This is a genomic window from Burkholderia sp. ABCPW 11 (genome assembly GCF_001523445.1).
Lineage (GTDB): Bacteria > Pseudomonadota > Gammaproteobacteria > Burkholderiales > Burkholderiaceae > Burkholderia.
Map to the genome: position 1 here is coordinate 164,164 of NZ_LOVM01000046.1, position 26,424 is coordinate 190,587.

At 64.4% G+C, this 26,424-nt stretch carries 21 protein-coding genes; 15 read left to right on the plus strand and 6 right to left on the minus strand.

Features of this window, described 5'->3' with window-relative positions:
- Window positions 1-44: 44 nt before the first annotated feature.
- From WS61_RS18990 to WS61_RS19010, 5 genes are all read right to left on the minus strand, one after another.
- On the minus strand, window positions 45-1,286 hold the full coding sequence (locus tag WS61_RS18990; RefSeq protein WP_059502377.1) for an FAD-binding oxidoreductase: 1,242 nt from the start codon (window positions 1,284-1,286) through the stop codon (window positions 45-47).
- 118 nt (window positions 1,287-1,404) lie between these two features.
- A complete protein-coding gene (locus tag WS61_RS18995) occupies window positions 1,405-2,745 on the minus strand; it encodes an amidase family protein (protein WP_059502761.1) in 1,341 nt (446 codons plus the stop codon).
- Between the two features lie 14 nt (window positions 2,746-2,759).
- Window positions 2,760-4,100 (minus strand): MFS transporter, encoded by a 1,341-nt coding sequence (locus WS61_RS19000; protein WP_082751505.1) that lies wholly within the window; start codon window positions 4,098-4,100, stop codon window positions 2,760-2,762.
- A 72-nt stretch (window positions 4,101-4,172) separates the two neighbouring features.
- Complete coding sequence (locus WS61_RS19005; protein ID WP_059502379.1) at window positions 4,173-5,609, minus strand: amidohydrolase family protein; 1,437 nt, start codon at window positions 5,607-5,609, stop codon at window positions 4,173-4,175.
- A gap of 169 nt (window positions 5,610-5,778) precedes the next feature.
- Window positions 5,779-6,666 carry a LysR family transcriptional regulator gene (locus tag WS61_RS19010; protein WP_059502382.1) on the minus strand — a complete coding sequence of 296 codons (888 nt, stop codon included), beginning with the start codon at window positions 6,664-6,666 and terminating at the stop codon, window positions 5,779-5,781.
- Window positions 6,667-7,265: 599 nt separating this feature from the next.
- On the opposite strand from WS61_RS19010, the gene WS61_RS19015 reads away from it, so the two are divergent.
- The 10 genes from WS61_RS19015 to WS61_RS19050 all read left to right on the plus strand — a co-directional run bounded on the left by WS61_RS19015 (window position 7,266) and on the right by WS61_RS19050 (window position 19,877).
- Complete coding sequence (locus WS61_RS19015) at window positions 7,266-7,973, plus strand: YfiR family protein (RefSeq protein WP_059502384.1); 708 nt, start codon at window positions 7,266-7,268, stop codon at window positions 7,971-7,973.
- Window positions 7,970-9,238 (plus strand): diguanylate cyclase domain-containing protein, encoded by a 1,269-nt coding sequence (locus tag WS61_RS19020; RefSeq protein ID WP_059502386.1) that lies wholly within the window; start codon window positions 7,970-7,972, stop codon window positions 9,236-9,238. Before WS61_RS19015 ends, WS61_RS19020 begins: the two co-directional genes overlap by 4 nt.
- 86 nt (window positions 9,239-9,324) lie before the next feature.
- On the plus strand, window positions 9,325-9,834 hold the full coding sequence (locus WS61_RS19025) for an OmpA family protein (RefSeq protein WP_059502388.1): 510 nt from the start codon (window positions 9,325-9,327) through the stop codon (window positions 9,832-9,834).
- A gap of 357 nt (window positions 9,835-10,191) precedes the next feature.
- Window positions 10,192-12,330, plus strand: a complete 2,139-nt coding sequence (locus WS61_RS19030) for a type VI secretion system Vgr family protein (RefSeq protein WP_059502390.1) — start codon at window positions 10,192-10,194, stop codon at window positions 12,328-12,330.
- A gap of 17 nt (window positions 12,331-12,347) precedes the next feature.
- Complete coding sequence (locus WS61_RS19035) at window positions 12,348-12,812, plus strand: DcrB-related protein (protein WP_059502391.1); 465 nt, start codon at window positions 12,348-12,350, stop codon at window positions 12,810-12,812.
- Window positions 12,809-17,152 (plus strand): RHS repeat-associated core domain-containing protein, encoded by a 4,344-nt coding sequence (locus WS61_RS19040; protein WP_257127291.1) that lies wholly within the window; start codon window positions 12,809-12,811, stop codon window positions 17,150-17,152. The genes WS61_RS19035 and WS61_RS19040 overlap by 4 nt, the downstream gene beginning before the upstream one ends.
- A complete protein-coding gene (locus tag WS61_RS33780; protein ID WP_218921211.1) occupies window positions 17,149-17,526 on the plus strand; it encodes a hypothetical protein in 378 nt (125 codons plus the stop codon). Before WS61_RS19040 ends, WS61_RS33780 begins: the two co-directional genes overlap by 4 nt.
- Before the next feature lie 69 nt (window positions 17,527-17,595).
- Window positions 17,596-18,867, plus strand: coding sequence for an RHS repeat domain-containing protein (locus WS61_RS35415; protein WP_257127292.1), 1,272 nt, complete (start codon window positions 17,596-17,598; stop codon window positions 18,865-18,867).
- A 9-nt stretch (window positions 18,868-18,876) separates the two neighbouring features.
- Window positions 18,877-19,488 (plus strand): hypothetical protein, encoded by a 612-nt coding sequence (locus WS61_RS35705; RefSeq protein WP_257127293.1) that lies wholly within the window; start codon window positions 18,877-18,879, stop codon window positions 19,486-19,488.
- A 62-nt stretch (window positions 19,489-19,550) separates the two neighbouring features.
- A complete protein-coding gene (locus WS61_RS19050; protein ID WP_059502393.1) occupies window positions 19,551-19,877 on the plus strand; it encodes a hypothetical protein in 327 nt (108 codons plus the stop codon).
- 127 nt (window positions 19,878-20,004) lie between these two features.
- Here the strand turns inward: WS61_RS19050 and WS61_RS33785 are convergent, their stop codons facing one another.
- A complete protein-coding gene (locus WS61_RS33785) occupies window positions 20,005-20,628 on the minus strand; it encodes a hypothetical protein (RefSeq protein ID WP_157692755.1) in 624 nt (207 codons plus the stop codon).
- 809 nt (window positions 20,629-21,437) lie between these two features.
- Here WS61_RS33785 and WS61_RS19055 point away from each other — a divergent pair.
- The 5 genes from WS61_RS19055 to WS61_RS19075 all read left to right on the plus strand — a co-directional run bounded on the left by WS61_RS19055 (window position 21,438) and on the right by WS61_RS19075 (window position 26,410).
- Window positions 21,438-22,556 carry a branched-chain amino acid ABC transporter substrate-binding protein gene (locus WS61_RS19055; RefSeq protein WP_034204312.1) on the plus strand — a complete coding sequence of 373 codons (1,119 nt, stop codon included), beginning with the start codon at window positions 21,438-21,440 and terminating at the stop codon, window positions 22,554-22,556.
- Window positions 22,557-22,729: 173 nt separating this feature from the next.
- A complete protein-coding gene (livH, locus tag WS61_RS19060; RefSeq protein WP_034204313.1) occupies window positions 22,730-23,656 on the plus strand; it encodes a high-affinity branched-chain amino acid ABC transporter permease LivH in 927 nt (308 codons plus the stop codon).
- An 11-nt stretch (window positions 23,657-23,667) separates the two neighbouring features.
- Entirely contained in the window at window positions 23,668-24,939 is a 1,272-nt protein-coding gene (locus tag WS61_RS19065; RefSeq protein WP_034204314.1) for a high-affinity branched-chain amino acid ABC transporter permease LivM, read from the plus strand.
- Window positions 24,936-25,709 (plus strand): high-affinity branched-chain amino acid ABC transporter ATP-binding protein LivG, encoded by a 774-nt coding sequence (gene livG / locus WS61_RS19070; RefSeq protein WP_059502395.1) that lies wholly within the window; start codon window positions 24,936-24,938, stop codon window positions 25,707-25,709. The genes WS61_RS19065 and livG overlap by 4 nt, the downstream gene beginning before the upstream one ends.
- Entirely contained in the window at window positions 25,709-26,410 is a 702-nt protein-coding gene (locus tag WS61_RS19075; RefSeq protein WP_006484776.1) for an ABC transporter ATP-binding protein, read from the plus strand. The genes livG and WS61_RS19075 overlap by 1 nt, the downstream gene beginning before the upstream one ends.
- The last annotated feature ends 14 nt before the right edge of the window (window positions 26,411-26,424 follow it).

A 26,424-nucleotide genomic window follows, 5' to 3' on the forward strand; every position in this document is an offset into this window, starting at 1 on the left:
CGGGTGCGACGCCGTTCGGGCGCGCGCGCCGGCCGGTATCGCGCTCAGAAGCGATCCGCGCGATACGGCGCCGGATCGGTGAACGGCGCCTCGCCGGTCATCATCTCGGCCAGCAGCCGGCCGGTGGCGGGGCCGAGCGTCAACCCGTGATGGTTGTGCCCGAATGCGAACCACAGCCCGCGATGCGCGGGCGCGGGGCCGATCACCGGGCGCATGTCTGGCGTGCACGGCCGGAAGCCGAGCCACGGCTGCGGGTCGAGCCGCTCGCCGAACCCGAACACCGGCCGCGCGACGCGTTCCGCGCGCTCGAGCTGCACGCCCGTCGGCGGAAGCCCGCGCCGCGCGATCTCGACGCCCGTCGTCAGCCGCAGCCCGCGCCGCATCGGCGCGATCACGTAACCGTATTCTCGATCGACGATCGGCGCCGACGGCACGCCACGTTCGGACGGCGCGTAGTGCATGTGATAGCCGCGCTTCTCGCGCAGCGGGATCTTGTAGCCGAACTTGCCGAACACGGTATCGGACCACGGGCCGAGCGCGACGACGACGGCCGGCGCGGCCGCCGGGCCGTCGTCGGTCCGGACCTGCCAGCCGGGCGACAACGCGTCGAGGCTCGCGGCGTCGCCCGTCAGCAGCGTGCCGCCGCCTTGCACGAACAGTTGCGCATACGCTTTGACGAGCGCGGCCGGATCGATGACGCTTTTCGGGTCGAGCCAGTGCAGCGCGCCGCAAAAGCCCGGCGCGAGGCTCGGTTCGTGCGCGAGCAGCGCCGCCGCGTCGAGCGGCGTGATGCCGAGCCCGTGGCGGCGCGCGGTGAGGCCGGCCTCGGCCACGCCGCGTTCGAACGCAGCAGGCGTGCGGAACGCCTCCAGCCAGCCGCTCGCGCGGATCAGTTCGCCGGCGCCGGCCCGCGCGATCAGTGCGTCGTGTTCGACGATGCAGCGTTCGATCAGCGGCAGCATGTCGCGCGAAGCCGCCGCGTGGCGCAGCGGCGCCGATTCCCACCAGAACCGTGCGAGCCACGGCGCGAACGCGGGCAGCGACGCACTGTGCCAGTAGAGATCGGTCGAGCGGTTCAGCGCATAGCGCATCAGCGTGAACGGGCTGCGCGGGAACGGATACGGTTCGACCGACGAGCGCTCGATCAGCCCCGCATTGCCGAAGCTCGTGCCTTCGCCGGGCGCGCCGCGATCGACGAGGGCAACCTTGCGGCCGCGATCCTGCAGGTGCAGCGCGGCGGAGACGCCGACGATGCCGGCGCCGAGAACGATGACGTCGAAATCCATCGATGGTGAATGACGGTTGGCGGGGCGCCTGCCCGCGGTACGGTGCGCGCGCCCGGGTTGGACAGTGTTCGAGCTGCAAGCATACTCGCGGCGGCGCGCGGCGCCAAGGGGCGCGTCGCTAACGGAGCAGGTCGCGCCACGCGGCAGAAAGCTGACGCGCGGCATCGAAGCACACCGCGTCGCCGCCGGGCGCACCGATCAACTGCACGCCGACCGGCAGTTCGCCCGATGCGAAGCACGGCGCGCTGACGACCGGCAGCCCCGCGAATGAGATCGGCTGGGTCAGCAGGCCGAGCATCTTCGCGGGTTCGAGCGCGACGCCGTTGACGTCGACGGTCGCGTCGGTGAAGCGCGGTGCCGCACAGGGCGTCGCGGCCGCGAGCAGCACGTCGTAGTGCGCGAACAGTGCTTCGATGCGCGCGCGCCAGGCGGCACGGCGGGCGAGCGCGTGACGATACGTGGCGTCGGACGTCGCGAGGCCGGCCGCGAGGCGCGCGCGCAGGCGTTCGGAGACGAGCGCCGTCGAGGCGTCGAGCAACCCGCGATGGGCGCGCGCGAGCTCCACGTTCGAGATCACGAGCGCCGCTTCGCGCACGAGCGCGACTTCGTCGCTGGCGACGGGCACGGCATCGCTCGCCCGCAGGCACGCCGCTGCGCGCCGGACCGCGCGGCGCGCATTCGCATCGGCATGCGTTTCGAAATCGCCGGTCAGCACGGCGACGCGAAGCGCGGCGGCCGGATCGCGAGCCGGTTGTGCGCACGGTACATGTGCTTCGCACAGCGTGTCATACGGCACCGCAAGATCGTCGATGTCGTTCGCGAACCAGCCGACGGTATCGAGCGAGTCGGCATACGGCAGGCAGCCGGCCCGCGACAGCCGTCCGTCGCCGGGGCGAAACCCCCACACGCCGCACAGCGCCGCCGGCGCGCGGATCGAGCCGTTGGTGTCGCTGCCGAGCGCAAGCGGCACGTATCCGGCGGCGACCGAGGCGGCCGAGCCGCTCGACGAGCCGCCCGTCATGCGCGTCGGGTCGGCCGGCAGATGCACCGCGCCATAGTGCGGATTCACGCCGGTGGCGCCGCACGCGAGTTCGTCCATCTGCGTCGCGCCGATGGGAACCGCGCCGGCCGCGCACAGTCGCGCAACGATCGGCGCATCGGCGACGGCGGCCGGCAACGCGGCGCGCGCCGGCGATCCGGCAACCGTCGTATGACCCGCCACGTCGATATTCCACTTCACGAGGAACGGCACGCCTGCCAGCGGGCCCGGGTCGCGCCCGTCCCGCACGAGGCGGTCGATGCGCCGCGCATCGCGCCGTGCCCGCGCGTCGAAGGTGAGTGCGCACGCGTTGATCGCGCTGTCACTCGCGGCGATGTCGGCGAGCACGCGCTGTACGAGCGACTCCGCACTCACCCGCCCGGTGCGCACCCCGGCCGCCAACGCCAGCGCGCTGCGCATCGACGGCGCCGCGCTCACGTGCGCACCATGAGCCGGCGCGGAATCGACAGGATCAGCGCGGCCGCGGCGAACAGCGTGAAGGCGAGCAGCGCGACGCCTGGCTCGGTGCTGCCCGTCAATCCGGTGGCATAGCCCATCAGCGTCGGGCCGACGAACCCGGCGACGGCCGCGCCGATGTTGACGAGCCCGGCGCCGCCCGCAGCCGCTTCTCCCGCGAGAATTCGCGACGGCAGGCTCCAGAACATCGCGAGCGTGCTCATGATGCCGGCCACGCCGACGGTCAGGCACGCGACCGCGAGCACGGGATGCGCGCGCATGCCGAGGCTCGCGAGCAGCGCGACGCCGCCGATCGCGACCGGCAGCGCCGTATGCCAGCGTCGCTCGCCGGTCCGCACCGAATGCTGCGCGTTCGCGACCATCGCGACCGACGCGACCAGGTAGGGGATGGCGCCGATCAAGCCGGTTTCGAGGTTGCTCGACGACCCGAGCGCCTTGATCATCGTCGGCATCCAGAACACGAGCCCATAGTTGCCGACGTTGTAGAGGAACGACGTCGCGAACAGCAGCCACAGGGTCGGCTCGCGCAGCGCGGCGCGGAGGTGGGTGCGCTTGCCGGCTGCTTCCCGCGCCATCTCCGCGTGAATCATCCGCTTTTCCGTATCGGTCAGCCAGGTTGCATCGTCGATCCGGTCCGTCACACGCACGAGCAGGTACAGGCCGAGCACGATGGCCGGCAGGCCTTCGATCACGAACATCCACTGCCAGCCGCGCAGCCCGAAGCCGCCGTGCGTGGCGTCCATGATCCAGCCCGACAGCGGCCCGCCGACGATCACGCCGAGCGGCATCGCGAGAAACAGGAAGGCCATGACCTTCGCGAGCCGGTGCGACGGAAACCACACGCTGAAGTATGCGATCACGGCCGGAAAGAAGCTCGCTTCGGTCACGCCGAGCAGGAAGCGCAGCGCGTAGAAGCTCGCGGTGTCGCGGGTCGCGAGCGTGGCGACCGACACGGCGCCCCACGTCAGCATCGAGCCGGCGAGACAGCGCTTCACGCCGATCCGCCGCACGAGCCAGCCGGCCGGCACCTGCAGCAGCAGGTAGCCGACGAAGAACAGGCCCGCGCCGACGCCGTAGGCCGCGTCCGTGAGGTGCAGGTCCGTCACCATCTGCAGCTTCGCGAAGCCGACGTTGACGCGGTCGAGATAGCCGAAGAAATAGCAGACCAGGATCAGCGGAATGATGCGTCGGCTCAAGCGCGCATACAGCGCGTCGAGGCTGGGAGCGGCGGCTTCCGCGAGCGCGGGCGGGCCGGCTTGCATGCCGCGCGGCGTGGCGGCACCGTTGGGATTCGTCATGGTGACTCCGTGCAGTTGAACTCCGCGGCGGCTGCCGCGACACCGCGACCGCGCGCCGTCGATCGGCCGGTTCTAGATGCCGCGGCGCAGCGCCCGGCCGGGACGCGTGCCGGTGTGCCGGCCATGTTCGAGCACGGGCCGCCCGTTGACGAACACGTGCTCGATGCCTTCGGGGCGTAGTTTCGGGCTCGCGAACGTCGCGCGATCGATCACGCGGGCGGGGTCGAACACGACGAGATCGGCGTAATGGCCGACTGCGAGCCGTCCGCGCCCCGCGATGCCGAACTGCTCGGCGGTGAGACCCGTCATCTTGCGCACGGCGGTTTCGAGCGGGAACAGGCCGCGCTCGCGGGAGAATTCGCCGAGCACGCGCGGGAACGTGCCCCACAAGCGCGGGTGCGGGCGCATGTCGTTGGGCAGGCCATCGGAGCCGACCATCGTCAGTTCGTGACGGATGATGCGCTCGACATCCGCCTCGTCCATCACGAAGTAGATCGCGCCGGCGGGGCGCAGCGCGTCGATCGCGGCGTCGACGGAATCGCCGAACAGCGGCAGCAGTTCATGGAAGTCGCGGCCCGCGAGTTCGGGATGCGGCTTCGACCACGCGAGGATCACGCGCGACGACTGGCGAATGCGATCCGCGCGCAGCATCGTCGACGTGGCCGGATACGGATGGCAGTCTAGACACAGCGGTTGTCGCGTGCGCTGCGCGTCGACATGCGCGAGCGTTTCGACCGAGCGGCCATGATTGGCCTTGCCGGCCACCTTGTGATGCGAGAGCACGACGCGCACGTCGAGCGCGCGCCCGATCGAGAACGCTTCGTCGAGTGACGCGATGATCGCGTCGGTTTCGTCGCGCAGGTGCGTCGCGAACACGCCGCCCGTCTCGCGCAGCGGCGCGCACACGTCGATCAGTTCGTCCGTCGTCGCGGCGGCGGCGGGTGGGTAGAAGGTGCCCGACGAGACGCCGAACGCACCGGCCGCCATCGCTTCGCGCACGTCGGCCGCCATCGCCGCGATTTCGGCCGCATGGGCGGCGCGGTCGAGATCGGCCACGTGCCGCACGCGCAGCGTCGAGTGGCCGATCAGCGCCGCGGTATTGACGGCGGCGGGCGTTGCGTCGAGCGCGTCGAGATACGCGCGAAAGGACGGGAAGCGGAACGACTGCCAGGCGCCCAGCAGGTCGAGCGGTTGCGGCACGTCGCGTTCGGCGAGCAACGGCGCGAGACTGATGCCGCAATTGCCGGCGATCACCGTCGTGACGCCCTGGGCGACCTTCGGCTCGACGTCGGGGTCGGTCAGCACGAATGCGTCGTCGTGCGTGTGGCTGTCGATGAAGCCCGGCGCGACGACGAGGCCGCTCGCATCGAGCGTGTGCGTGGCCGTCGCCTCGCCCAGATCGCCGATGGCGGCGATGCGCTCGCCGGTCACGCCGAGATCGGCCTCGAAGCGAGCGGCTCCGGTGCCGTCGATCAATTCGCCGCGACGCAGGATCACGTCGAAATGCATGGTGGCTCCTCCAGAAGTCGTCCGGAGCCGGCGCGCTAGCCGTTTCCGTCGTTCATGTTCGCCGCCATCGTCCCCAGCCATTTTTCGGATGTCCAATGCCGATCGGCTCGCGATTCATGCGAAACCGGCATCAATGCGCGTTGCTGTGCCGCTGTGCCGCCGCGCGGCGTTACGCGAACGACGCCTTTACCAGCGCATGGAGGTCGCTCGCGAAGCTGGACATCGAGATGGCGCGGTGCCGCACGATGCCGACCGTGCGCTCGATGGTCGGGCTCGCGATCGGTACCGCGCGCACCGCTGGCGAGCCGTACGCCTGCAGCGCGCTCTCGGGCAGGATCGCGCAACCGACCCCGGCCGCTACCAATGCGGCAACGCACGAGATGTGCTCGACCTCGTAGAACCAGCGTGTTCGTACCGCTTCCTGACCCATCAGCATTTCGAGCAGCAGGCGATTACCGCTGTCCCGACCGCCGATGATCAGCTTCGCATGGCGCAACTCCCCGAGCGTGACGGCGTCCGCACGCGCCAGCGGATCGTCGTCGTGGGCTGCGAGCACGTAACGGTCGGTGAAGAGCGGTTCGAACAGGAGATCGGCGTCGTCGCCGGGATGCAGGCTCACGCCGAATTCGGCGATGCCCGCGCGCACCTGCGACAGCACGAAGTCATGATTGCCGTCGAGAATCTGCACGGCGACGTGCGGATACTTCGCGGCGTAGCGACGCAGCACGTCGGGCAGCGCCTGCGCGACGACGGTCGGGATCGACGCAAGCCGCACCTTGCCGTAACGCTTTTGCGCAATGTCCTGGATCGACGACAGCATCATCCCGAGCTGCGCGATCTGCTCGCGCGCCATCGGCAGGAACTGGCGGCCGACGCCCGTCAACGTCACGCTGCGCGTGGTGCGCTGAAACAACTCGACGCCGAGCGTTTGTTCGAGCTTCTGGATGCGGCGCGACAGCCCGGGCTGGGTCAGGTTCAGCTTTTCCGCCGCGCGATGGAACGTGCCGAGCTCTGCGACGGCGACGAATGCTTCGAGTTCCGAGTTTTCGACTTTCATGACGCTGGGCGCTCCGTGTCCGATCCAGCGGCACGGAACGACGCGCCGCGATCAAGCGGCCATTGTCGTCGAAATCGGAGGGCGAGCCCGGCCGTGACGCCGACGATCGCGCATGAGGTGTTCAGGTAGACGGGAAAGCGGTTGAGGAACGCCGTTTGATTTGTCGGCGGTGGGGTGGCGCGGTGATATCGCGTTCGCCCGTCCGACAGGGCATGGGGCTGTGACAACGGTTATCGGCAGTCGAGCGGACGACGAGCAAGATCAATCGAGGTAGTCGATAGCCCACACCGAGCCGAGGATCGTTGTGGTTGATATCCCCACGTAAGACCATATGAAGTTTGAGACGGCCGCGCATCCAATCCGCCGATCAATTCGCAGGCGTTGGCACTGAACCAACGATGGATGCCACACTCGCCCAAATCATCGAAATAGCCTCAATTCCCCATACTTCCCACGATTTCTCCCGGGTGTATCCCACTGGTTGTCCACGCGACTTTCTACCTAAGATGAAGGAATCATGCGCGTTAATTCGGTACCTGCACGCGCATGGAGGGAGGCAGTAGGCAGCGTCGGGACCGACGCCAGCGGATGTTCCCGTCATGGATGCGAAAGTGAGCGCGTCCGCTGCCAGTTTTGCGACTGCAGCGGCGCCAACGGGCGCGGCGGCAATGGCCGCGCGGACGGCGTCCGGCCGCCTTGGCCGAACCGCTTCGCTGCGCCACGCGTTTCTCGCAATCGTTTGCGTTTTGAGTGCGGCACCCGCCGTGCTCGCCGGGGTTCCCGCCGATGCCGACGATACGCCCGACACCGTACGCATCGCCGCCGCCACGAGCCCCGCCGATTCCCGCGATCTCGCCATTTCTTCACACGACACGGCCGTGCGTCAGGTCGTGCTCGGCATCATCAGCTTCACGCGCTGGCCGACGACGCCGGTTCGCCTGCATCTGTGCGTGACGGGCCGGCCCGACTATGCACGCGGCCTGACCGACACGCTGCAGGCAGGCTCGACGCTGCTCGACGTGCAGCGCGTGCGCTTCGACGATCCCGCGCTCGGCATGGTCTGCGACGTCGTCTATCTCGGCACCCTGAGCGAAGGCGAGAGAACGCGGGTGAGGTCGGCAGTGGCGGGCCATCCGGTCCTGACGATCTCGGAGCACGATCCGTCCTGCACCGCAGGCGGCATGTTCTGTCTCAACGTCGACGGCGAACACGTGTCGTTCGACATCAATCTCGACGCCGTGGCGCGCAGCGGCGTGCGCGTGCACCCGAACGTGCTCAATCTCGCACGACGGCCGGTGACGCCATGACACGGTCCGCACCCCCCGTTTCCGCTTCGCGCCTGCCGCGCCCGACGCTGCAAAGCGTGTTGCGTCGTGCGCACCTGCGCCTCGCGTTCGTCGCCGTCGCGATGGCCGCGGTGTCGTTGATCGTCGTCGCCGTGATCGCGTTGCGAGCCTATGCCGGCAACAACCTGAACCTGCTGGCGCGCTCGCTCGGTTATACCGTCGAGGCGGCGCTCGTGTTCGGCGATCGCATCGCGGCGAACGAGGCGATCGGGATGATCGCCGGCGACGAGGACGTCACGCAGGTAGTCGTCACCGACAGCAAGGGACAACTCTTCGCGACGTGGCAGTTGCCGGCCGGAAACGGGATCGCGCGGCTCGAGCGCGCCGTCGCCGCCGTGGCGCTACCCGGGCCGGTTACCGCCCCGGTGATGCATGACGGCATCATCGTCGGCCACGTCGTCGTACGCGGCCGAGGACATCAGTTCTTCGGCTTCCTGCTCGGGGGCGTCGGCGGCATTCTCGGCTGTCTCGCCTTCAGCGTGTTCGGTGCGTATGTCAGCTCCAAGCGTCTGCTGCACGACATCGTTTCGCCGCTGCGCGCGCTGGCGGGCGTCGCGCACGCGGTGCGGCGCGAGCGTGCGTTCGGGCGCCGCGTCGAGCCCGCGGCGATCGACGAACTGAACCAGCTCGGCGACGACTTCAACGCGCTGCTCGACGAATTCGAAGACTGGCAGAACACGCTGCGCGACGAGAACGCGTCGCTCGAACACAAGGCGACGCACGATGCGCTCACCGGGTTGCCCAACCGCGTGCAGTTCGAGTCGCGCCTCGCGCTTGCGCTTTGCGATGCGACGTTGACGGGGCAGCGCGTCGCCGTTCTTTATCTCGACTGCGACCGCTTCAAGGAGATCAACGATTGTCTCGGCCACGACGCCGGGGACGCGGTGCTGATCGGCATCGCGTCGCGGCTGCGCACGCGGGTGCGCGAGGCCGATCTCGTCGCGCGCCTGGGCGGCGACGAGTTTGCGGTGATGCTGGCGACGGTGCCCGAAGCGGGCAGCGTGTGCCGGATCGCCGACGAGATTTTGTCCGGCATGGCGCTGTCGATCGAGCTGTCCGACGGCCGCGTGGTGGCCACCATGATGAGTGCTGGCATTGCGCTGTATCCCGATCACGCGTCGGACGCGAGCGGCTTGCTGCGCGCGGCGGATATCGCGATGTACCGCGCCAAGCGCGCGCGGCCGGGATCGTGGCGGTTGGCGGAGAGCGTTGCAGGGCCGGTGTGACGTTGATCGACTCGCGCTGCGGGCGAGGCCGCAGCGGCGGTTAAAAGAAGCGCTTGCAGAGCGGGCGCGATAGAAGGGGATGCGAAATGAACCACTCGTTTCCTGTGAGCATGGGGCGGATGTGCGTCGGGAGTGCGCTGCTGCTGGGCATGCTGCTGGGGGGCTGCAAGACGCCGCCGCTTCATCGCGGGCTGACGCAGACGCAGGTCACGGCGCTGAAGTCGGCCGGGTTCCAGGAGACCGGGCAGGGATTCGAGTTCGGTTCGACCGGGCCGATTCTGTTCGATTTCGATCGGTACAACCTCAAGCCGGATGTCAGGCGGATCGTCGAGCGGATCGGGCGGACGTTGCAGTCGGCGGGAATCAACGGGGTGCGGGTTTATGGGTACTCGGACGACGAGGGGGAGGCTGCTTACGATTTGGAGTTGTCGAGACGGCGGGCCGAGGTCGTTGCTGTCGAACTGGTCGACGTCGGACTCGATGCGAAGCGGATCGCGATCGTCGGGAAAGGGAAGCGCGATCCGGTAGGAGACAACAAGACGCCGGCAGGGCGGGCGCAGAATCGGCGCGCGGCGATTGTGGTTTCGCCGCGGTGAGGGAGGTGCGCCGCGATATCGATTGCACGCCTGCCGACCAGTAGGCTGTCTAGTATGGTTGCTCAAACACTGCGCCCGGAATGCCTTGGTGCGGTCAGTTCGTTTTAACTGTTTCCTGCCATTGTCACGCAGACGCCTGAGGATGCAGTGTCACGGTTTTCATTGCAGGCCGTCGCGCTGCTTCGGCGCGGCGTGCCGCCTCCGGGCACCCGGCCGGTGGTTTTTTTTCGGATTTTCAGGGCCCGAACGAAAACGTTTGCGGGCATCTTTCAAGCGGTCGGGTTTTACCCTACATTATCGGGGCTGCGGGCCGGCGAGCCGGCTCATGGAACCTGAGATCACACGCAAGGAACAAGAATGAGTTTCGCTCCGAACGGGGGTATTCCCAGTGGATTGGGCGGTAGTGCGCTCGGCTCGTTGAGCGCGCTCGGGGGCCTCGCCGGCCCGGTGGCGTCGAGTGTGGCCGGCAGCCTGGGGCCGCTCGCCGGCCTGGCCGGGCACGTCGACACCGTCCAGCGCGCGATGCAGCTCGCGCAGACCGGCTTCTCGCTGATGGACAAGACGCCCGGCGCGATTGCAGAGGCGATCAACGGCGCAGCCAACCCGGCACGCCTGACCCAGCTCAACCGCTATGTGACGCTCGACACGCCGCTCGGCCCGGATGTGCTGCTGGTCAGCGCGGCCGTCGTCGACGAGCACGTGAACCGCTTGCCGGAAATCCACCTCGACCTGCTGTCGCATCGCCACGACCTGCGGCCCGAGGACCTGATCGGCCAGCAGGTCAAGATCCGCTTCGACCAGCAGGCGCGCCTGTCCACGCTCGAACGCGTCGTGGCGTCGGGCACCGGCGACAACGACCGCTATTTCGACGGCTACGTCGCGTCGTTCGACCGCGCCGGCAACCCCGGGAACGTCACGCAATACCACCTGACGGCCGTGCCATGGTTCTGGTTCCTGACACGCTCGACCGACTGCCGGATCTTCCAGAACAAGACCGCGCAGGACATCCTCACCGAGATCTTCCAGGAACACGGTTTTTCCGATTTCACGTTCGACATCCGGACGAGCCAGAAGCCGCTCGAGTACGTCGTGATGTACCAGGAGAGCTACTACAACTTCTGCGCGCGGCTGATGGAGCAGGAGGGGCTCGTGTGGACGCACCGCTACGAGAAGGACAAGCACTTTCTCGTGATCGGCGACACGAACCTGCTGTTCCGCCCGATCGAAGGGCTCGCCACCGTGCCGTTCGCCGCGACGGAGGCCAGCGAGGGCAGCGGCATCGACCAGTTGCACGAAGGCCGGCGCTTCGGCGTCGGCAAGGTCACGTTCCGCGACTTCAACTACCAGAATCCGTCATCGCCGCTGATGCTGGTGGAGGCCGGGCCGCAAAACCTCAAGCATGCGCGGCTCGATGCGACCGAGCGGTTCGAGCACCAGTCGCTGTACGACCACGGCGACGACGGCAACCGCTACGCGCGTTACGCGATGGAGGCCGAGGAGGCGCAAGCCCATCGCTATACCGGCGGCGGCTATGCGTGGCGCATGACGACGGCGGGCGCCGTGACCGTCGCGAACCACCCCGTCCTCGAAAACAACCAGGAGTACGTGATCCTGCACGTGCGTCACGAGGCCGTGAACGACTATACGCAGCACAGTGCGAAGCTGCCGTACCGCAACAGCTTCTCGCTGCTGCCGAAGAAGATCCCGTACCGCGCGCCGCGCGCGACGCCGAAGCCGGTGATTCACGGCACGCAGTCGGCGATCGTCGTCGGGCCGAAGGGCGAGGAAATCTATACGAACGGCAGCGCGGTGAAGGTGCATTTCCCGTGGGACCGGCGCGGCAAGAAGGACGGCTCCGATTCGATGTGGGTGCGCGTGTCGCAACCGTGGGCGGGCGACGGCTGGGGTGCGGCCGCGATTCCGCGGATCAAGCAGGAAGTGCTGGTGGCGTTCAATCAGGGCGATCCGGATAACCCGGTGATCGTCGGCCGCGTGTTCAACGGCGAGCAGGGCAACCCGTATCATGGCGCGGCCGGCCAGACGATGGGGATCAAGAGCCAGACGCACAAGGGGCAGGGGTCGAACGAGATCCGCATGACCGACACGAACGGCATGCAGGAATTCTTCATGCACGCGCAGAAGGACATGAACACCGTCGTCGAGAACAACGAGACGCATAAGGTGCTGGGGCCGATGCGTACCGTCCTCGTGGCGACGGGCAGCGAAGAAAAGCAGATTCCGCAGGGTAACCTGACCGAGACGATCGCCGAGAAGCGCAGCACCACGGCGACTACCGTCGAGGTCACGACGCCGGCCAAGGACGGTGGCGGCGGCACGCAGGTCTACATGGCCGAGCGCGGCATCCTGCTGAAGGTGCAGAACAGCTCGATCTCGCTCGCGCCGGAAGGCATCCGCCTGGAGCACAACGGCTCCGTGATCCTGATGACCGACGACGGCGTGATGGTCAACGGCAAGCGCATCGATCTCAACAAATAACTCGAAGAACACCAGCCATGCACTACGCAATCCATGAAGGCACATTCGAATTGCCGGACGCGGCGCTTGATCGCACCGTCAACATGCTGATTCTTCCCGTCGGCTCGGGCGGGCTGAGTCTCGTCGTGTCCCGCGGCCGGCTGCGCGAGCAGGAGTCGATCGACGCGTTCGTCGAGCGCGAATGGGCGCAGGCGTCGCGCACCGCGCAGAATCTGAACGTGCAGTCGCGACGCCCGGTGACGGTCGGGCGAGCGGAATGCCCCGGCGTGCAAACGGAATCGACGCATGAACAGGACGGCCGCACCTTTCATCAGATGCAGACGGCATTTCGGCTCGATGCCGGCGGGCAGGTCATCGTGATGACGTTGACCAATGCCGCGCCGCTCAACGACGAACAACGTGCGCTCGCCGCGCGCATGCTGGAGAGCTTCCAGCCGCGCCCGGTTGCGCCCACGCTGGTTTCGGATGCCGGCCGCCCATGAGCCAGCCGGCCGCTCGTAAGGACGATCCCTTTACCCACACGACGCTCGCGGGCGACCTGCTCGGCATGGGCGGGTCGCTGCTGGGCGGCTTGGGAATCGGATGGGCGCTGACCACGATAGCGGAAGGCCTCGTGTTCGGTGCATTGGGTGCGCTCGAAATCGGCACCGGCGGGTTGGCGACGCCCATCGTGCTGGCGATCGGTGTCGGCGTGGCCGCCTATATGCAGGGCTCGGGCCTCAACGACGAGATCGACGAGGCCGCGAAGGGGCTCGGCAATGCCATTTCTCCGCCCGAGGAGAAAGGTACGATCCAGAACGGCTCGCCTGATGTGTTCGTCAACGGGAAGCCGGCTGCACGCGCGGCCGACGGCGCGGACATGGATCCGGTTCTGTGCAGCGATCATCCGGGTCCGCAATTCGTTGCGCAAGGCTCCGACGTGGTGTTCATCAACGATCTACCCGCGGCGCGAGTCGACGACAAGACCACCTGTGACGGCACGATCTCGAAGGGCTCGCCGGACGTTTTCTTCGGCGGCGGCACGAAGACCGTGCGCGAGATCAGTGCGGCGCGACCGTGGGTCGCTGGACTCGGTGCGGCGATCGGTATTGCGCTTGCGCTATGTGGTCGAGGCAAGGGAAGCTGGGGCGATTTCGTCAAGGGCAAGCTGCCGTGTCTCGCGATGAACTTCGCGGCCGGCATATTCGGCACATGGCTCGGCAGCAAGATGCAGCCGTCGGCCGGCCATCCCGTCAACGTGATCACCGGCGGCAAGATTCTCGACGGCAGCGACGATACCGACTTCGTGTTGCCTGGCCCGCTGCCGATCGTCTGGCGGCGTTTTTACAGCAGCCACGACGATCGCGCCGATGGCCTGTTCGGGGCCGGCTGGAGCGTTCCGATCAGTGTCGAGTTGAGGTTGGGGCGGGAGAACGGTGCCGTCACGTCGATCACGTACTGGGACGAACAGGGGCGTGAGATCGAGTTTCCCGCAGTGCCTCCGGGTGAGAGTCATTTCAGCGTGCCTGAAGGCATTTACCTGATTTGTACCGCCGGCGGGCACTATGTGATCGAAACGGTCGACGGTTTGTATCGCGATTTCGGCCCTGCCCGAGCACCGGCGTCGGATGCAGAAACACTGGACCTTCGGCGGCTCGAGGACCGAAACGGCAACTGGATCGAGGTCGAGCGTGCGAGTGTCGGCGAACGGGGGCAGCCGGTGCGGCTTCACGATAGCGCCGGCCGTGTGCTGGCGCTGCATTACGATTCGGGGCATCCGCGACGCGTCGCATCGATCGAACTGGTACGCGGCGTCGATGGCGAATTGCCCGAGATTCTGGTTCGTTACGGCTATACGAGCGCCGGCGAACTCGCATCGGTCACCGATCGCAGCGGCCATACCGGGCGGCATTTCGGTTATGAGCACGGCCTGATGACCCGGCATACGCTGCCCGGCGGACTACAGTGCTTTTACGCGTGGAATGGTGTCGGCCGCGACGCGCGCGTCGTGCGCCACTGGACCGACGACGGCGAAACGTACACGTTCGACGCGGACCTTGCGCAGCGTTCGGTGATGATCACCGATCAAATCGGGCGCGTGACGCAATGGACGTGGAACGAGGACCGGCAGCCGACGAGTCACACGGACGCCGAAGGCAACGTGTGGCGGCTCGAATGGAACACGATGCGGCAATTGATCGGTACGACCGATCCGGCCGGGAATACGACGCGCTTCGAATATGACGAGCGCGGGCGGCAGACACAGCGCATCGACGCGCTCGGCCACGTCGAACGGACCGAATGGAACGGGCACTACGATCTGCCGGTTGCGGAAATCGATCCGACCAACGCGCGATGGATCTATCGTTACGACGCGTGCGGCAACCTGACGATGACGCGCGATCCGGCGGGCTTCGCGACCGAATTTTACCGGGACGATCGTGGGCTCGTGCATACGATTCGCGACGCGCGTGGCGGCTACAAGTTTCTCGAATGGAATGGCCGGGCGCAGTTGACCGCGTATACCGATTGTTCCGGCAAGGTCACGCGGTTTGCGTATGACGCACGCGGTGCGCTCGCGCGGGTGACGGATGCGGCGGGGCAGGCTACCGTGTACGAAACGGACGCGATGGGGCGCGTCACGGGGATCGGGACGGCCGATGGTGCGCATCAGACGTTTCGGTACGATGCGGCGGGGCGCCTCGTCGAGATCGTTGATGCGAATCAGCGCAGCACGCGCTACGAACTCAATTCGCGTGGATTGTTGCTGGCACGCACGGATGCGGCCGATCGTGTCGTGCGGTTCGGCTACGACGATGCGTTCCGGTTAGCGAGCCTGACCAACGAGAACCATGAGACATATCGCTTTCAGTATGACCGTCGCGATCTCGTTTCCGCACAGATCGGTCTCGATGGCCACAAGCGTACGTACGAGTACGACGTGTGCGGCCAAGGCACGATCGTACGCGATGGACAGATCGAGACGCGATACGAGCGCGATGCGATCGGGCGGTTGACGGCGAAGCAAGCCGCGCACGAGCGTTGCGAATACCTGTATGACGAGGCGGGCCGGATCACATCGGCCGAGTTGTACACGCTCGCCGCGCGCGGGCCATCGCTGAAGAATCGCGTCAGCCTGAAGTACGACAAGCGTGGAGAAGTCGTCGAGGAATACACGCCGACCGGCTGGCTCGCACACACCTACGACGAGCTCGGCAATCGTGTCAGCACGACGATTTCCGGCGAGCGCACGATCGATTGGCTGCATTACGGTTCAGGGCATGTGCACCAGATTCGTTTCGACGGCGCGGCAGTTGCAGACATCGAACGGGACGATCTGCATCGCGAGGTGCTACGGACGCAGGGCAAGCTGACGAGTCACTTCGGGTATGACGCGGTGGGGCGCCGTGCGCGGCAAACTGCACGGCGCGGTGCGGCGGGTGGCGAGTTGCTTGCGAAGCAGTGGCAATACGATGCGGCAGGTGACGTGATCCAGAAGCGCGATCAGCGTTATGGCACGACGAGCTATCGGTATGACCCGACAGGGCGCATCGAACAAGCGTCAGGGCCGGGATTGCCGTCGGAAGTGTTTCGCTGGGATGCGGCGGCGAACCTGGTGTCGAGCGATCACCCGGGCGGCTACGTCGAGCACAACCGGCTCAAGATGTTCGAGGACAAGCGCTTCGAGTACGACGCGTATGGGCGGCTCGTTCGCAAGCTGAGTGGACATGGGCCGGCTAAAGAACTGGTTCTTGAATACGACGATTGGAACCAGTTGAAGACCGTCGTGACGAAGGATCGGCTTGGCATCGCGACGACGCATTTCGAGTACGACGCGTTCGGTCGGCGGATCCGGAAGCTCAATGGCAGTTACGCCAGTACGGATTTCCTGTGGGACGGCATGCGGTTGGTGCAGGAGACGTATCACGATCGTCATGGCGAGGAAGCGCTGACGTATTTGTACGAGTCGAATAGTTATGTGCCGCTTGCCCGGATCGATCAAGGGAAGGCGGCGGCTAACGATGCGGATGTCCGGGACGCGGTTTATTACTTCCACAACGATGTTTCGGGGCTGCCGGAGGAACTGACTGACGCTGGGGGCGAACTGGTTTGGCAGGCGCGCTATAAGGTTTGGGGCAATGCGGTGCAGGAGGAGTGGGTTGCGCGGGCGCCGCAGCGAGCGATCTCTGCTTGGGGGAAGAAGTGGGAGACGGCGTCTATATCTACTCACGTACCGCGATCGCAGAACCTGCGCTTCCAAGGGCAATATCTGGATCGCGAGACGGGGCTGCATTACAACGTGTTTCGGTACTACGATCCCGATATTGGGAGATTCATTAACCACGATCCCATTGGACTGGCCGGTGGGATGAATTTGTATCAGTATGCGCCGAATCCGATAAATTGGACAGATCCGCTTGGGTTGAGTTCGCTGGATGCGATTCAGCAACAAATAAATTCAATATTTGAAAGTCATTTGCCTGCAATACAAGCTATCGATCCCAATGCGACAGTCGGTTATAGAGGGAGTGCTGCGAGTGGTGTCAGTAAAGCACATGATCCTGCGATCTCTCGGCCAATAAATATAAACGATTTTGATGTTGACGGATTTATTCAATCTGATTATTTGGCAAATAATCCGATATTCACGAATAGGCGTCGAGATGCGTCTAAAATACCCGGGTTTTCCGATATAGAAAAATCCATTGATAGTGATTTGAGGAAGGCATTTCCTGGGCTGCGAGAGGATCCGTTTGGGTTTAGAATTTTTAAAACCCACGAGTTGAGTGATCTTGCAAGAAAGGGAGATAAGCAAGTGAAAATTGGGGGGTGTTTAAGGTGAATGATAAACGTGGTCGGTGCTTGAGTGTGGTTCTTCTTGAAGATATTGATTTTGAGGAATTGGTAAAAAAAATCGAAAATGCGTTTGGTGTAAATCTCTTGGTGAGTGATAAGAAGGGGCGCTATGTTGCGGAGTGGGAGGGGGGCGATTTTTCCATTGAGGTTATTGATAGGGTTGATCGGCTTGGGGATTTTTTGAGTGACGATAATCACGTTATTGATTTTTTTGTCAATTCGAGCAATATGTCAAATTTGGAATTTGAGGGAAAAATTAAATCACTTTTAAAAAGTGGTGGGGTTAAGTGGGCGCGAGGGGTGTGGTCGCAAGTTAATCGGGGTGACGATTTCAGGGAGATATATCCGAATTTGGATTAATCTGCGGGGCTGGGCGGCAACTCTGCCGGGTGTGTCTGGATGGGCCGCATAGGGTGCTTATAAGTCTGGATGAACATCACTATGGGACCGGGATTGCCGTCGGAAGTGTTTCGCTGGGATGCGGCGGCGAACCTGGTGTCGAGCGATCACCCGGGCGGCTACGTCGAGCACAACCGGCTCAAGATGTTCGAGGACAAGCGCTTCGAGTACGACGCGTATGGGCGGCTGATTCGCAAGCTGAGTGGGCATGGGCCTGCTAAAGAACTGCTTCTGGAATACGACGATTGGAACCAGTTGAAGACCGTCGTGACGAAGGACCGGCTTGGCATCGCGACGATGCATTTCGAGTACGACGCGTTCGGTCGGCGGATCCGGAAGCTCAATGGCAGTTACGCCAGTACGGATTTCCTGTGGGACGGCATGCGGTTGGTGCAGGAGACGTATCACGATCGTCAGGGCGAGGAAGCGCTGACGTATTTGTACGAGCCGAATAGTTATGTGCCGCTTGCCCGGATCGATCAAGGGAAGGCGGCGGCTAACGATGCGGATGTCCGGGACGCGGTTTATTACTTCCACAACGATGTTTCGGGGCTGCCGGAGGAACTGACTGACGCTGGGGGCGAGCTGGTTTGGCAGGCGCGCTATAAGGTTTGGGGCAATGTGGTGCAGGCGGAGTGGATTGCGCGGGCGCCAGATCGACCGACAGCGGTGTGGGGAGACGTCCAAGCGGCTGTGCCAGTGCCCGCTCATGCACCGCGACCGCAGAACTTGCGTTTTCAAGGGCAGTATCTAGATCGTGAAACTGGGCTGCACTACAACACGTTCCGGTTCTATGATCCGGACATCGGTCGATTCATCAGCCCGGATCCGATTGGGGTGGTAGGCGGGTTGAATCAGTATCGATATGGGCCGAATCCGCTGGCGTGGAATGACCCGTGGGACCTGACTTGCCTGAGTCAATGGAGTGGAAAGCGCGGTCGCGAAAAATCGATGTACGACTTGGAGCGAAACGGCTTCAACGTCGTTGCTGAAGAGGTGACAATGAAGGTGAACGGCAAGCGTATTCGGGCCGACTTCGTTGCAACGGACAACCACGGCAACTATCACGTCTTCGAGGCGAAGCATGGGACAGGGCGTCTGACCAAAAATCAAAGCGCTTCCGGTGTGTTTGACATGGCGAGTTCATTGAACACCGTTGACGGTATTGGTGGTGGGGTAATTACGCCATCAGCGGGAGAGACGGGGCAGTTCGAAATCGCAACTGGAAATAGAGATATAGGGGAAGTGCTTGGTGAGCGTGGTACTTCGTATGATGCAACATTTCATGTGCTGAAATATTGAGGCGTGTTGATGAGCGCGGAGTTGAAGAAGATATTTGAGAAAAGATTGCAAGATTTTTTAAAGGAAAATATCAGCGAAAGCGGTGTCAAGGTATCGAGGGGTGAGATTGTTGTTGACCGAGAAGGTGGGGGTAATGGGCGCATCGGATTTAGATTTCTGAGAAATGCAAGCGGATATATTCTTTCTGCTGCAGCTGATTCTCCTGGCCTTCGGGATTTTTATGTGAGCAGAAATCCTCCGTACAGACCAAGGATACCAACTGGTCTGGTTATGGCAATGAATACGTCTATGGAAACGGTAAAATCATTTTCCCCGAATGTCGGTGGGGCAATTGATCTGCCGCGTGATGAGGGGGAGATTGAGTCGGCATGTCGATGGATATGTGAAAAGGTAGCGAGTATTTATTTGCCAAGAATAATCAATGTGGTGGAGGTCAATTCTGGGTTGGTTCGGGACGTAATGGAAAATCCAAATTACTATTCATACCCATTTCTAACCATTGTTTTTGCTGCAAAGAAAAATGGTATCGGCCTGAATGAGCTTGATACTGATTATTTGCTGGGTAAAAAGGTGTCGGGGAATAAGTCGTTCGATGGTGAAGTTTTGAAAGAGTATTTTTAGGGTATGAAGCGGTGGGGCGCCGTGCGCGGCAAACTGCGCAGCGAGGTACGGCGGGTGGCGAGTTGCTTGCGAAGCAGTGGCAATACGATGCGGCGGGCGATGTGATCCAGAAGCGCGATCAGCGCTACGGCGCGACGAGCTATCGGTATGACCCGACAGGACGCATCGAACAGGCGGCAGGGCCGAGGCTGCCGTCGGAAGTGTTTCGCTGGGATGCGGCGGCGAACCTGGTGGCGAGCGATCACCCGGGCGGCTATGTCGAGCACAACTGGCTCAAAATGTTCGAGGACAAGCGATTCGAGTACGACGCGTATGAGCGGCTCGTTCGCAAGCTGAGTGGGCATGGGCCGGCTAAAGAGCTCACGCCGCAAGGCGAGGATCGATATTGAGCCAGGGAGGCTGATCATCACGTAGCTGTAAGCGCAACGCCGCAGGATGCGGCCGCGCTGCGCGACGTCGCGCAGCGCGCCGGACAGGGTAGAGCAGCCGTAAGCGGCAGTCACCCAAAACCCGACATCACCAAGCAATATCGCAAGACGACCGCGACGTCCCCGCACCGCCGGTAGCCGTGCATTTCGTCCCCGATCCGTTGTCGTAGAACGTCCGCGTCTCCGGTTGCCGCACCGACGGATCGAACGGATTCGGCGCGCCGTGCGGACCGCGAGGCGCATCGTACGGCCGCTGGGGCGCATGCGCACCCGCACTTCCAACTGACCGAGAGCCGTTCGCGCGCAGGTATTCGTTCCAGTGCTGCTCGCGCTGCTCATACCCGGGCACTGCGCGACCCAAACTGTCGCTCCCGCCCGCGCCTAGCGCGACGCGGTTCGGAGCCGAGAGAAAATCGGGTTCGTGTTTAAAAGAAGGCGGCGATGCCACGAGCGCATCGCTTGTCACCTGCAACGGCCGCGTATCCGGCGTATCGAACGGGCTACGTTCGGTGGGGGCGGCGAACTGCACGCGTCGACGGCTCATCCGTGCAGCATGTCCGTCATCCCGAGCAGTCGCACGCCGCTCCGATCGAAACACATTGGCACTGGCCGACTGATCGGTCAGCGCATCGCGTCCCGAAGCGTGGGCAGCAAAAACAGAAAGCGCGCACGCGATCGCGGTGGCGGAAGAGAGGCGGACGGAGTAATTCATGGCGATCCGAAGCAGGTGATGTGCATTGAACAAAACGGCAGATCACTGGCTGGCGGCGGGGCGACGAGCGGGTGTCGACGCGGCCCTGAGGCGATTGCGACGCGCGGCGGGCGCGACTTGCACGAAGGCTGGCTGGATTGCGGAAGCGAGTTCGCATTATTTCACGGATATATCAAAAAGCTTTCAATATGTTTAGTTTTTCCGCTAACGGAAATTTTTCCCGCCTCGCGTAGCGCCCCGTCCTGGTGCGCATGCTCACAATCATCAGTCGATTGATTTCCAACATCCGGGCCGTCGGTAGCTCGAAAAATGCGCCGGCGCGACCTCCCCATCGCCGAACACCCCGCCCAGCAAGGAATCTGCCCCGATCCCTCTGCCCAATAGCAACCCGATTGCACTCGAAGCAAACGTTCCCGCCTCGTCGAGGTTGCGCCCCCATCGCCACCCACCCATCTCAAAAACGTACGTGTTTTCCCTCAATCGACAGGCATTTTTGACAGACGATTGAAAAACGCCCATATAATTTCGGCTGCCTTGCCAACAGCTGTCGGACCATCCCTCCGAACCAGCGATTTGGCAAGCGGGGCAGGCGAAACGCTTGCGCAATGCAAGACGCATCACGATGTCTTTCCGAACCAGACGTCCCCTTCGGGGACTGCAAGAGCCGGGCCCCGCTACGCAACATTCCGCCGGAGTTCCGTCTTCTATGTGTCTCGGGCGTGTCCCATGTCCTCGCCCCGGGTGCTGTTCGATTGCGCAAGTCATGCCGCCTTTGCCCGTATGACTAAACAACATCGAGGAGCTCCCAGATGACGCTGTCCCGTCTTACGTCCATTTCCGTCGCCGCCGTGCTGTTCGCCGCGGGCGCCGCCGCCGCGCAAGCGGAAACCGTGAAGATCGCCATCGCTGGTCCGATGAGCGGCTCGGTCGCCCAATACGGCGACATGGTGAAGGCCGGCGCGCTGACCGCGATCGAACAGATCAACGCGGCAGGCGGTGCGGGCGGCAACAAGTTCGAAGTCGTGCTGATGGACGACGCGTGCGAACCGAAGCAGGCCGTCGCCGTCGCCAACAAGATCGTCAGCCAGAAGATCAAGTACGTGATCGGCCACGTGTGCTCGGGTTCGACGATTCCCGCGTCGGACATCTACGAGAACGAAGGCATCGTGATGGTCACGCCGTCGGCCACCGCGCCGCAGCTGACCGAAGGCAAGAAGCGCCACTTCATCTTCCGCACGATCGGCCGCGACGACCAGCAAGGCCCGGCCGCCGCGCACTACATCATCAACAACGTGAAGCCGAAGAAGGTCGCGGTCCTGCACGACAAGCAGTCGTACGGCCAGGGCATCGCGTCGTCGGTGAAGAAGGACCTCGAAGCCGCGAAGATCCCGGTCGTGCTGTTCGAAGGCATCAACGCCGGCGATTCGGACTACTCGGCGATCATCACGAAGCTGAAGTCGCAAGGCGTCGATTTCGTCTACTTCGGCGGCTACCACCCGGAAATGGGCCTGTTGATGCGCCAGGCGCGCGAGCAGGGCGTGAAGGCGACGTTCATGGGGCCTGAAGGTGTGGGCAACAAGGACGTGACGGCGATTGCCGGCCCGGCTTCGGAAGGCATGCTGGTCACGCTGCCGGCCGACTTCTCGGCCGATCCGGCCAACGCGGCGCTCGTGAAGGCGTTCGCGGACAAGAAGCGCGATCCGAACGGCCCGTTCCAGATGCCGTCGTACGCCGCGGTGAAGATCATCGCCGACGCGATCGCGGGTGCGAAGACGACGGATCCGACCAAGGTCGCCGCGTACATGCACAAGACGACGTTCGACACGCCGATCGGCAAGGTCGCGTATGACGCACAGGGCGACCTGAAGGCGTTCAAGTTCGTCGTCTACACGTGGCACAAGGACGCGACGAAGACCGCCGCCAAGTAATACGGAGTACCCGCCCCGCACACGCGCTCTGCCCGTCACCCGGGCGGAGCGCGTGCGCATTTGGCCGTTCCGCGGCCAACGGGCGGCCCGAGACGACACCGTGCGTTGCGCGCGGCCGACCGCCGTGATCCGGCGCAGGCATGCGACACAGCGCCAACGGGAGCTTCCCGCACATGACTGACTTCTTTCCTCAATTCGCCCAGCAGCTGGTCAACGGCCTGACGCTGGGTGCGATCTATGCGTTGATCGCCATCGGCTATTCGATGGTCTACGGCATCATCGGCATGATCAACTTCGCCCACGGCGAGATCTACATGATCGGCGCGTACGTGGGCCTCGTGACCCTGACGGCCATCGGCATCTCCGCCGGCTATCCGTTGCCGCTCGTGCTCGGCGCCGCGCTGATCGTGTCGGTGATCGTCACGGGCCTGTACGGCTTCGCGGTCGAGCGCGTCGCGTATCGGCCGCTGCGCGGCGGCCCGCGGCTCGTGCCGCTGATCTCGGCGATCGGCATGTCGATCTTTCTGCAGAACTACGTGCAGATCGGCCAGGGCGCGCGCGACGTGTCCGTGCCGGTGCTGATCTCCGGCGCGTTCGACATCCATCTCGGCGGCGACTACGACGTGACGATCCCGTATGCGCGCCTGTTGATCGTCTGCGTGACGCTCGTGCTGATGATCGCGCTCACGCTGTTCATCTCGCATTCGCGGATGGGCCGTGCGTGCCGCGCGTGCGCCGAGGACATGAAGATGGCGAACCTGCTCGGCATCGACACGAACCGCGTGATCTCGTTCACGTTCGTGCTCGGCGCGATGCTGGCGGCCGTCGGCGGCGTGCTGATCGGGCTGACGATCGGCAAGCTGAATCCGTATATCGGCTTCGTCGCGGGCATCAAGGCGTTCACCGCCGCGGTGCTCGGCGGGATCGGCAGCATCCCCGGCGCGATGCTCGGCGGCGTGCTGCTGGGCCTGGCCGAAACCTTCGCCGCGGGCTACATGCCGGCCGAGTACAAGGACGTGGTCGCGTTCGGCCTGCTCGTGCTGATCCTGCTCTTCCGCCCGACCGGCCTGCTCGGCAAGTCGGACATCGAAAAGGTTTGAGGGAGACGCAGATGAGTCAAGTCATTTCCGTTCGCCGCCCGGCCGCCGATGCTTCGATCGGCCAGGCGTTGAAGAATGCGGTGGCTGCCGCGATCCTGACGGCGATCCTCACGATTCCGGTGCTCGGGCTGCAACTGAAGCTCGACGGCTACCAGGTCGTGCTGACGCCGCACTGGCGCCCGGTGTGGATCGCCGTTGCGGCGGTATTCCTGTTCCAGTTGTTCAAGCCGTGGCTGATGCGCGCGAAAGCGGCCGTGAAGCTGCCGGCGGCGCCTGCGATGGGCGCGCGGCAGCAGCGCGCGATCATCTGGGTGCTGCTCGCGGTGGGGCTCGTGTGGCCGTTCTTCGGCTCGCGCGGTGCGGTGGACGTCGCAACGCTCGCGCTGATCTACGTGATCCTCGGCCTCGGGCTGAACATCGTGGTCGGTTTCGCGGGGCTGCTCGATCTCGGCTATGTCGGGTTCTATGCGGTCGGCGGCTATACGTACGCGATGCTGAACCAGTATTTCGGGCTGTCGTTCTGGGAGTGTCTGCCGATCGCGGCGATCGCCGCGGCGACGTTCGGCTTCCTGCTCGGCTTCCCGGTGCTGCGCCTGCGCGGCGACTATCTCGCGATCGTCACGCTCGGCTTCGGCGAAATCATTCGCCTGCTCGCGAACAACCTGACGAGCCTCACCGGCGGCCCGGACGGCATCTCGAGCATTCCGAAGCCGACGGTGTTCGGCTTCGAGATGGCGCGCTCGGCGAGCGTCGAAGGTGCGAAGACCTTCCATGAACTGATCGGGCTGGAATACAGCGGCGAGCACATGGTGATCTTCCTGTACCTGATCGCGCTGCTGCTGGTGGGCTTCACGCTGTTCGTGACGAGCCGCCTGATCCGCATGCCGATGGGGCGCGCGTGGGAAGCGCTGCGCGACGACGAGATCGCATGCCGTTCGCTGGGTCTCAACCCGACGCGCATCAAGCTGTCGGCGTTCACGCTCGGCGCGGCGTTCGCGGGGATCGGCGGCGCGTTCTTCGCGGCGCGTCAGGGCCTCGTGAATCCTGAATCGTTCACCTTCATCGAATCGGCGCTGATCCTCGCGATCGTCGTGCTCGGCGGGATGGGCTCGCAGCTCGGCGTGATTCTCGCGGCGATCCTGCTGACCGTGCTGCCGGAAGTCGCGCGCGGGTTCGCCGAGTACCGGATGCTGATCTTCGGCCTGGTGATGGTGTTGATGATGATGTGGCGTCCGCAGGGCCTGCTGCCCGCGAGCCGTCCCCACGTGGAGCTGCCGCAATGAGCGTGAATGCAGAACTGTTGAAGGTCGCCGGGCTGCAGATGCGCTTCGGCGGGTTGCTCGCGGTGGACGGCATCGATTTCGACGTGCGCCGCGACGAGGTGTTCGCGATCATCGGGCCGAACGGCGCGGGCAAGACCACGGTGTTCAACTGCGTCGGCGGCTTCTACAAGCCGACCGGCGGCGACGTCGTGCTCGACGGCCACGCGATCGCCGGGCTGCCGAGCCACAAGATTGCGTTGAAGGGCCTCGTGCGGACGTTCCAGAACATCCGCCTGTTCAAGTCGCTGACCGTCGTCGAGAACCTGCTCGTCGCGCAGCATCGCAAGGTGAAGGCGGGGCTGCTGCACGGCCTGTTCGCGACGCCCGCGTATCGTCACGCCGAGAAGGAAGCGCTCGAACGCGCGGCCGTGTGGCTCGACCGGATGGGGCTGACGTCGGTCGCCAACCGGCCGGCGGGCACGCTGTCGTACGGGCACCAGCGGCGTCTGGAGATCGCGCGCTGCATGATCACCGAGCCGCGCCTGTTGATGCTCGACGAGCCGGCGGCCGGCCTCAACCCGCAGGAAAAGATCGAGCTGCAGCATCTGATCGACAAGCTGCGCCGCGAGTTCGGCGTATCGGTGCTGCTGATCGAACACGACATGAGCCTCGTGATGGGCGTGTCCGACCGCATCCTCGTGATGGAGCACGGCCGGCCGATCGTGATCGGCACGCCGGAAGCGGTCCGCAACGACCCGCGCGTGATCAAGGCGTACCTGGGGGAAGAGTGATGCTGAAGCTGGAACAGGTCCATACGCACTACGGCGCGGTCGAGGCGCTCGCGGGCGTGTCGATCGAGGTGAACAAGGGCGAGATCGTCACGCTGATCGGCAGCAACGGCGCCGGCAAGACGACGCTGATGATGACGGTATGCGGCACGCCGCGCGCATCGTCGGGCCGCGTGCTGTTCGAAGGCAACGACATCACCGCGATGTCGACGCACCAGATCATGCGGCAGGGGATGGCGATCTCGCCGGAAGGGCGGCGCGTGTTCCCGAGCCTGACGGTGCTAGAGAACCTGAAGATGGGCGGCTTCTTCGCGAGTCGCCACGAGATCGACGACGGCATCGAGCACGTGTTCAAGCTGTTTCCGCGCCTGAAGGAACGCGCGGCGCAGCGGGCCGGCACGATGTCGGGCGGCGAGCAGCAGATGCTGGCGATCGGCCGCGCGCTGATGAGCAAGCCGCGTTTGCTGCTGCTCGACGAGCCGACGCTTGGCCTCGCGCCGCTCGTGATCGCGCAGATCTTCGACATCATCCGGACGATCCGCGACGAAGGCGTCACGGTCTTCCTGGTCGAGCAGAACGCGAATAAGGCGCTCGGCGTGGCCGATCGCGGCTACGTGCTCGAAACGGGGCGCGTGGTGCTGGCTGACACGGGCGCGAACCTGCTCGCGAACGACCGGATCAAGCAGGCGTATCTCGGCGGTTGACGAGAGAAAGCCGC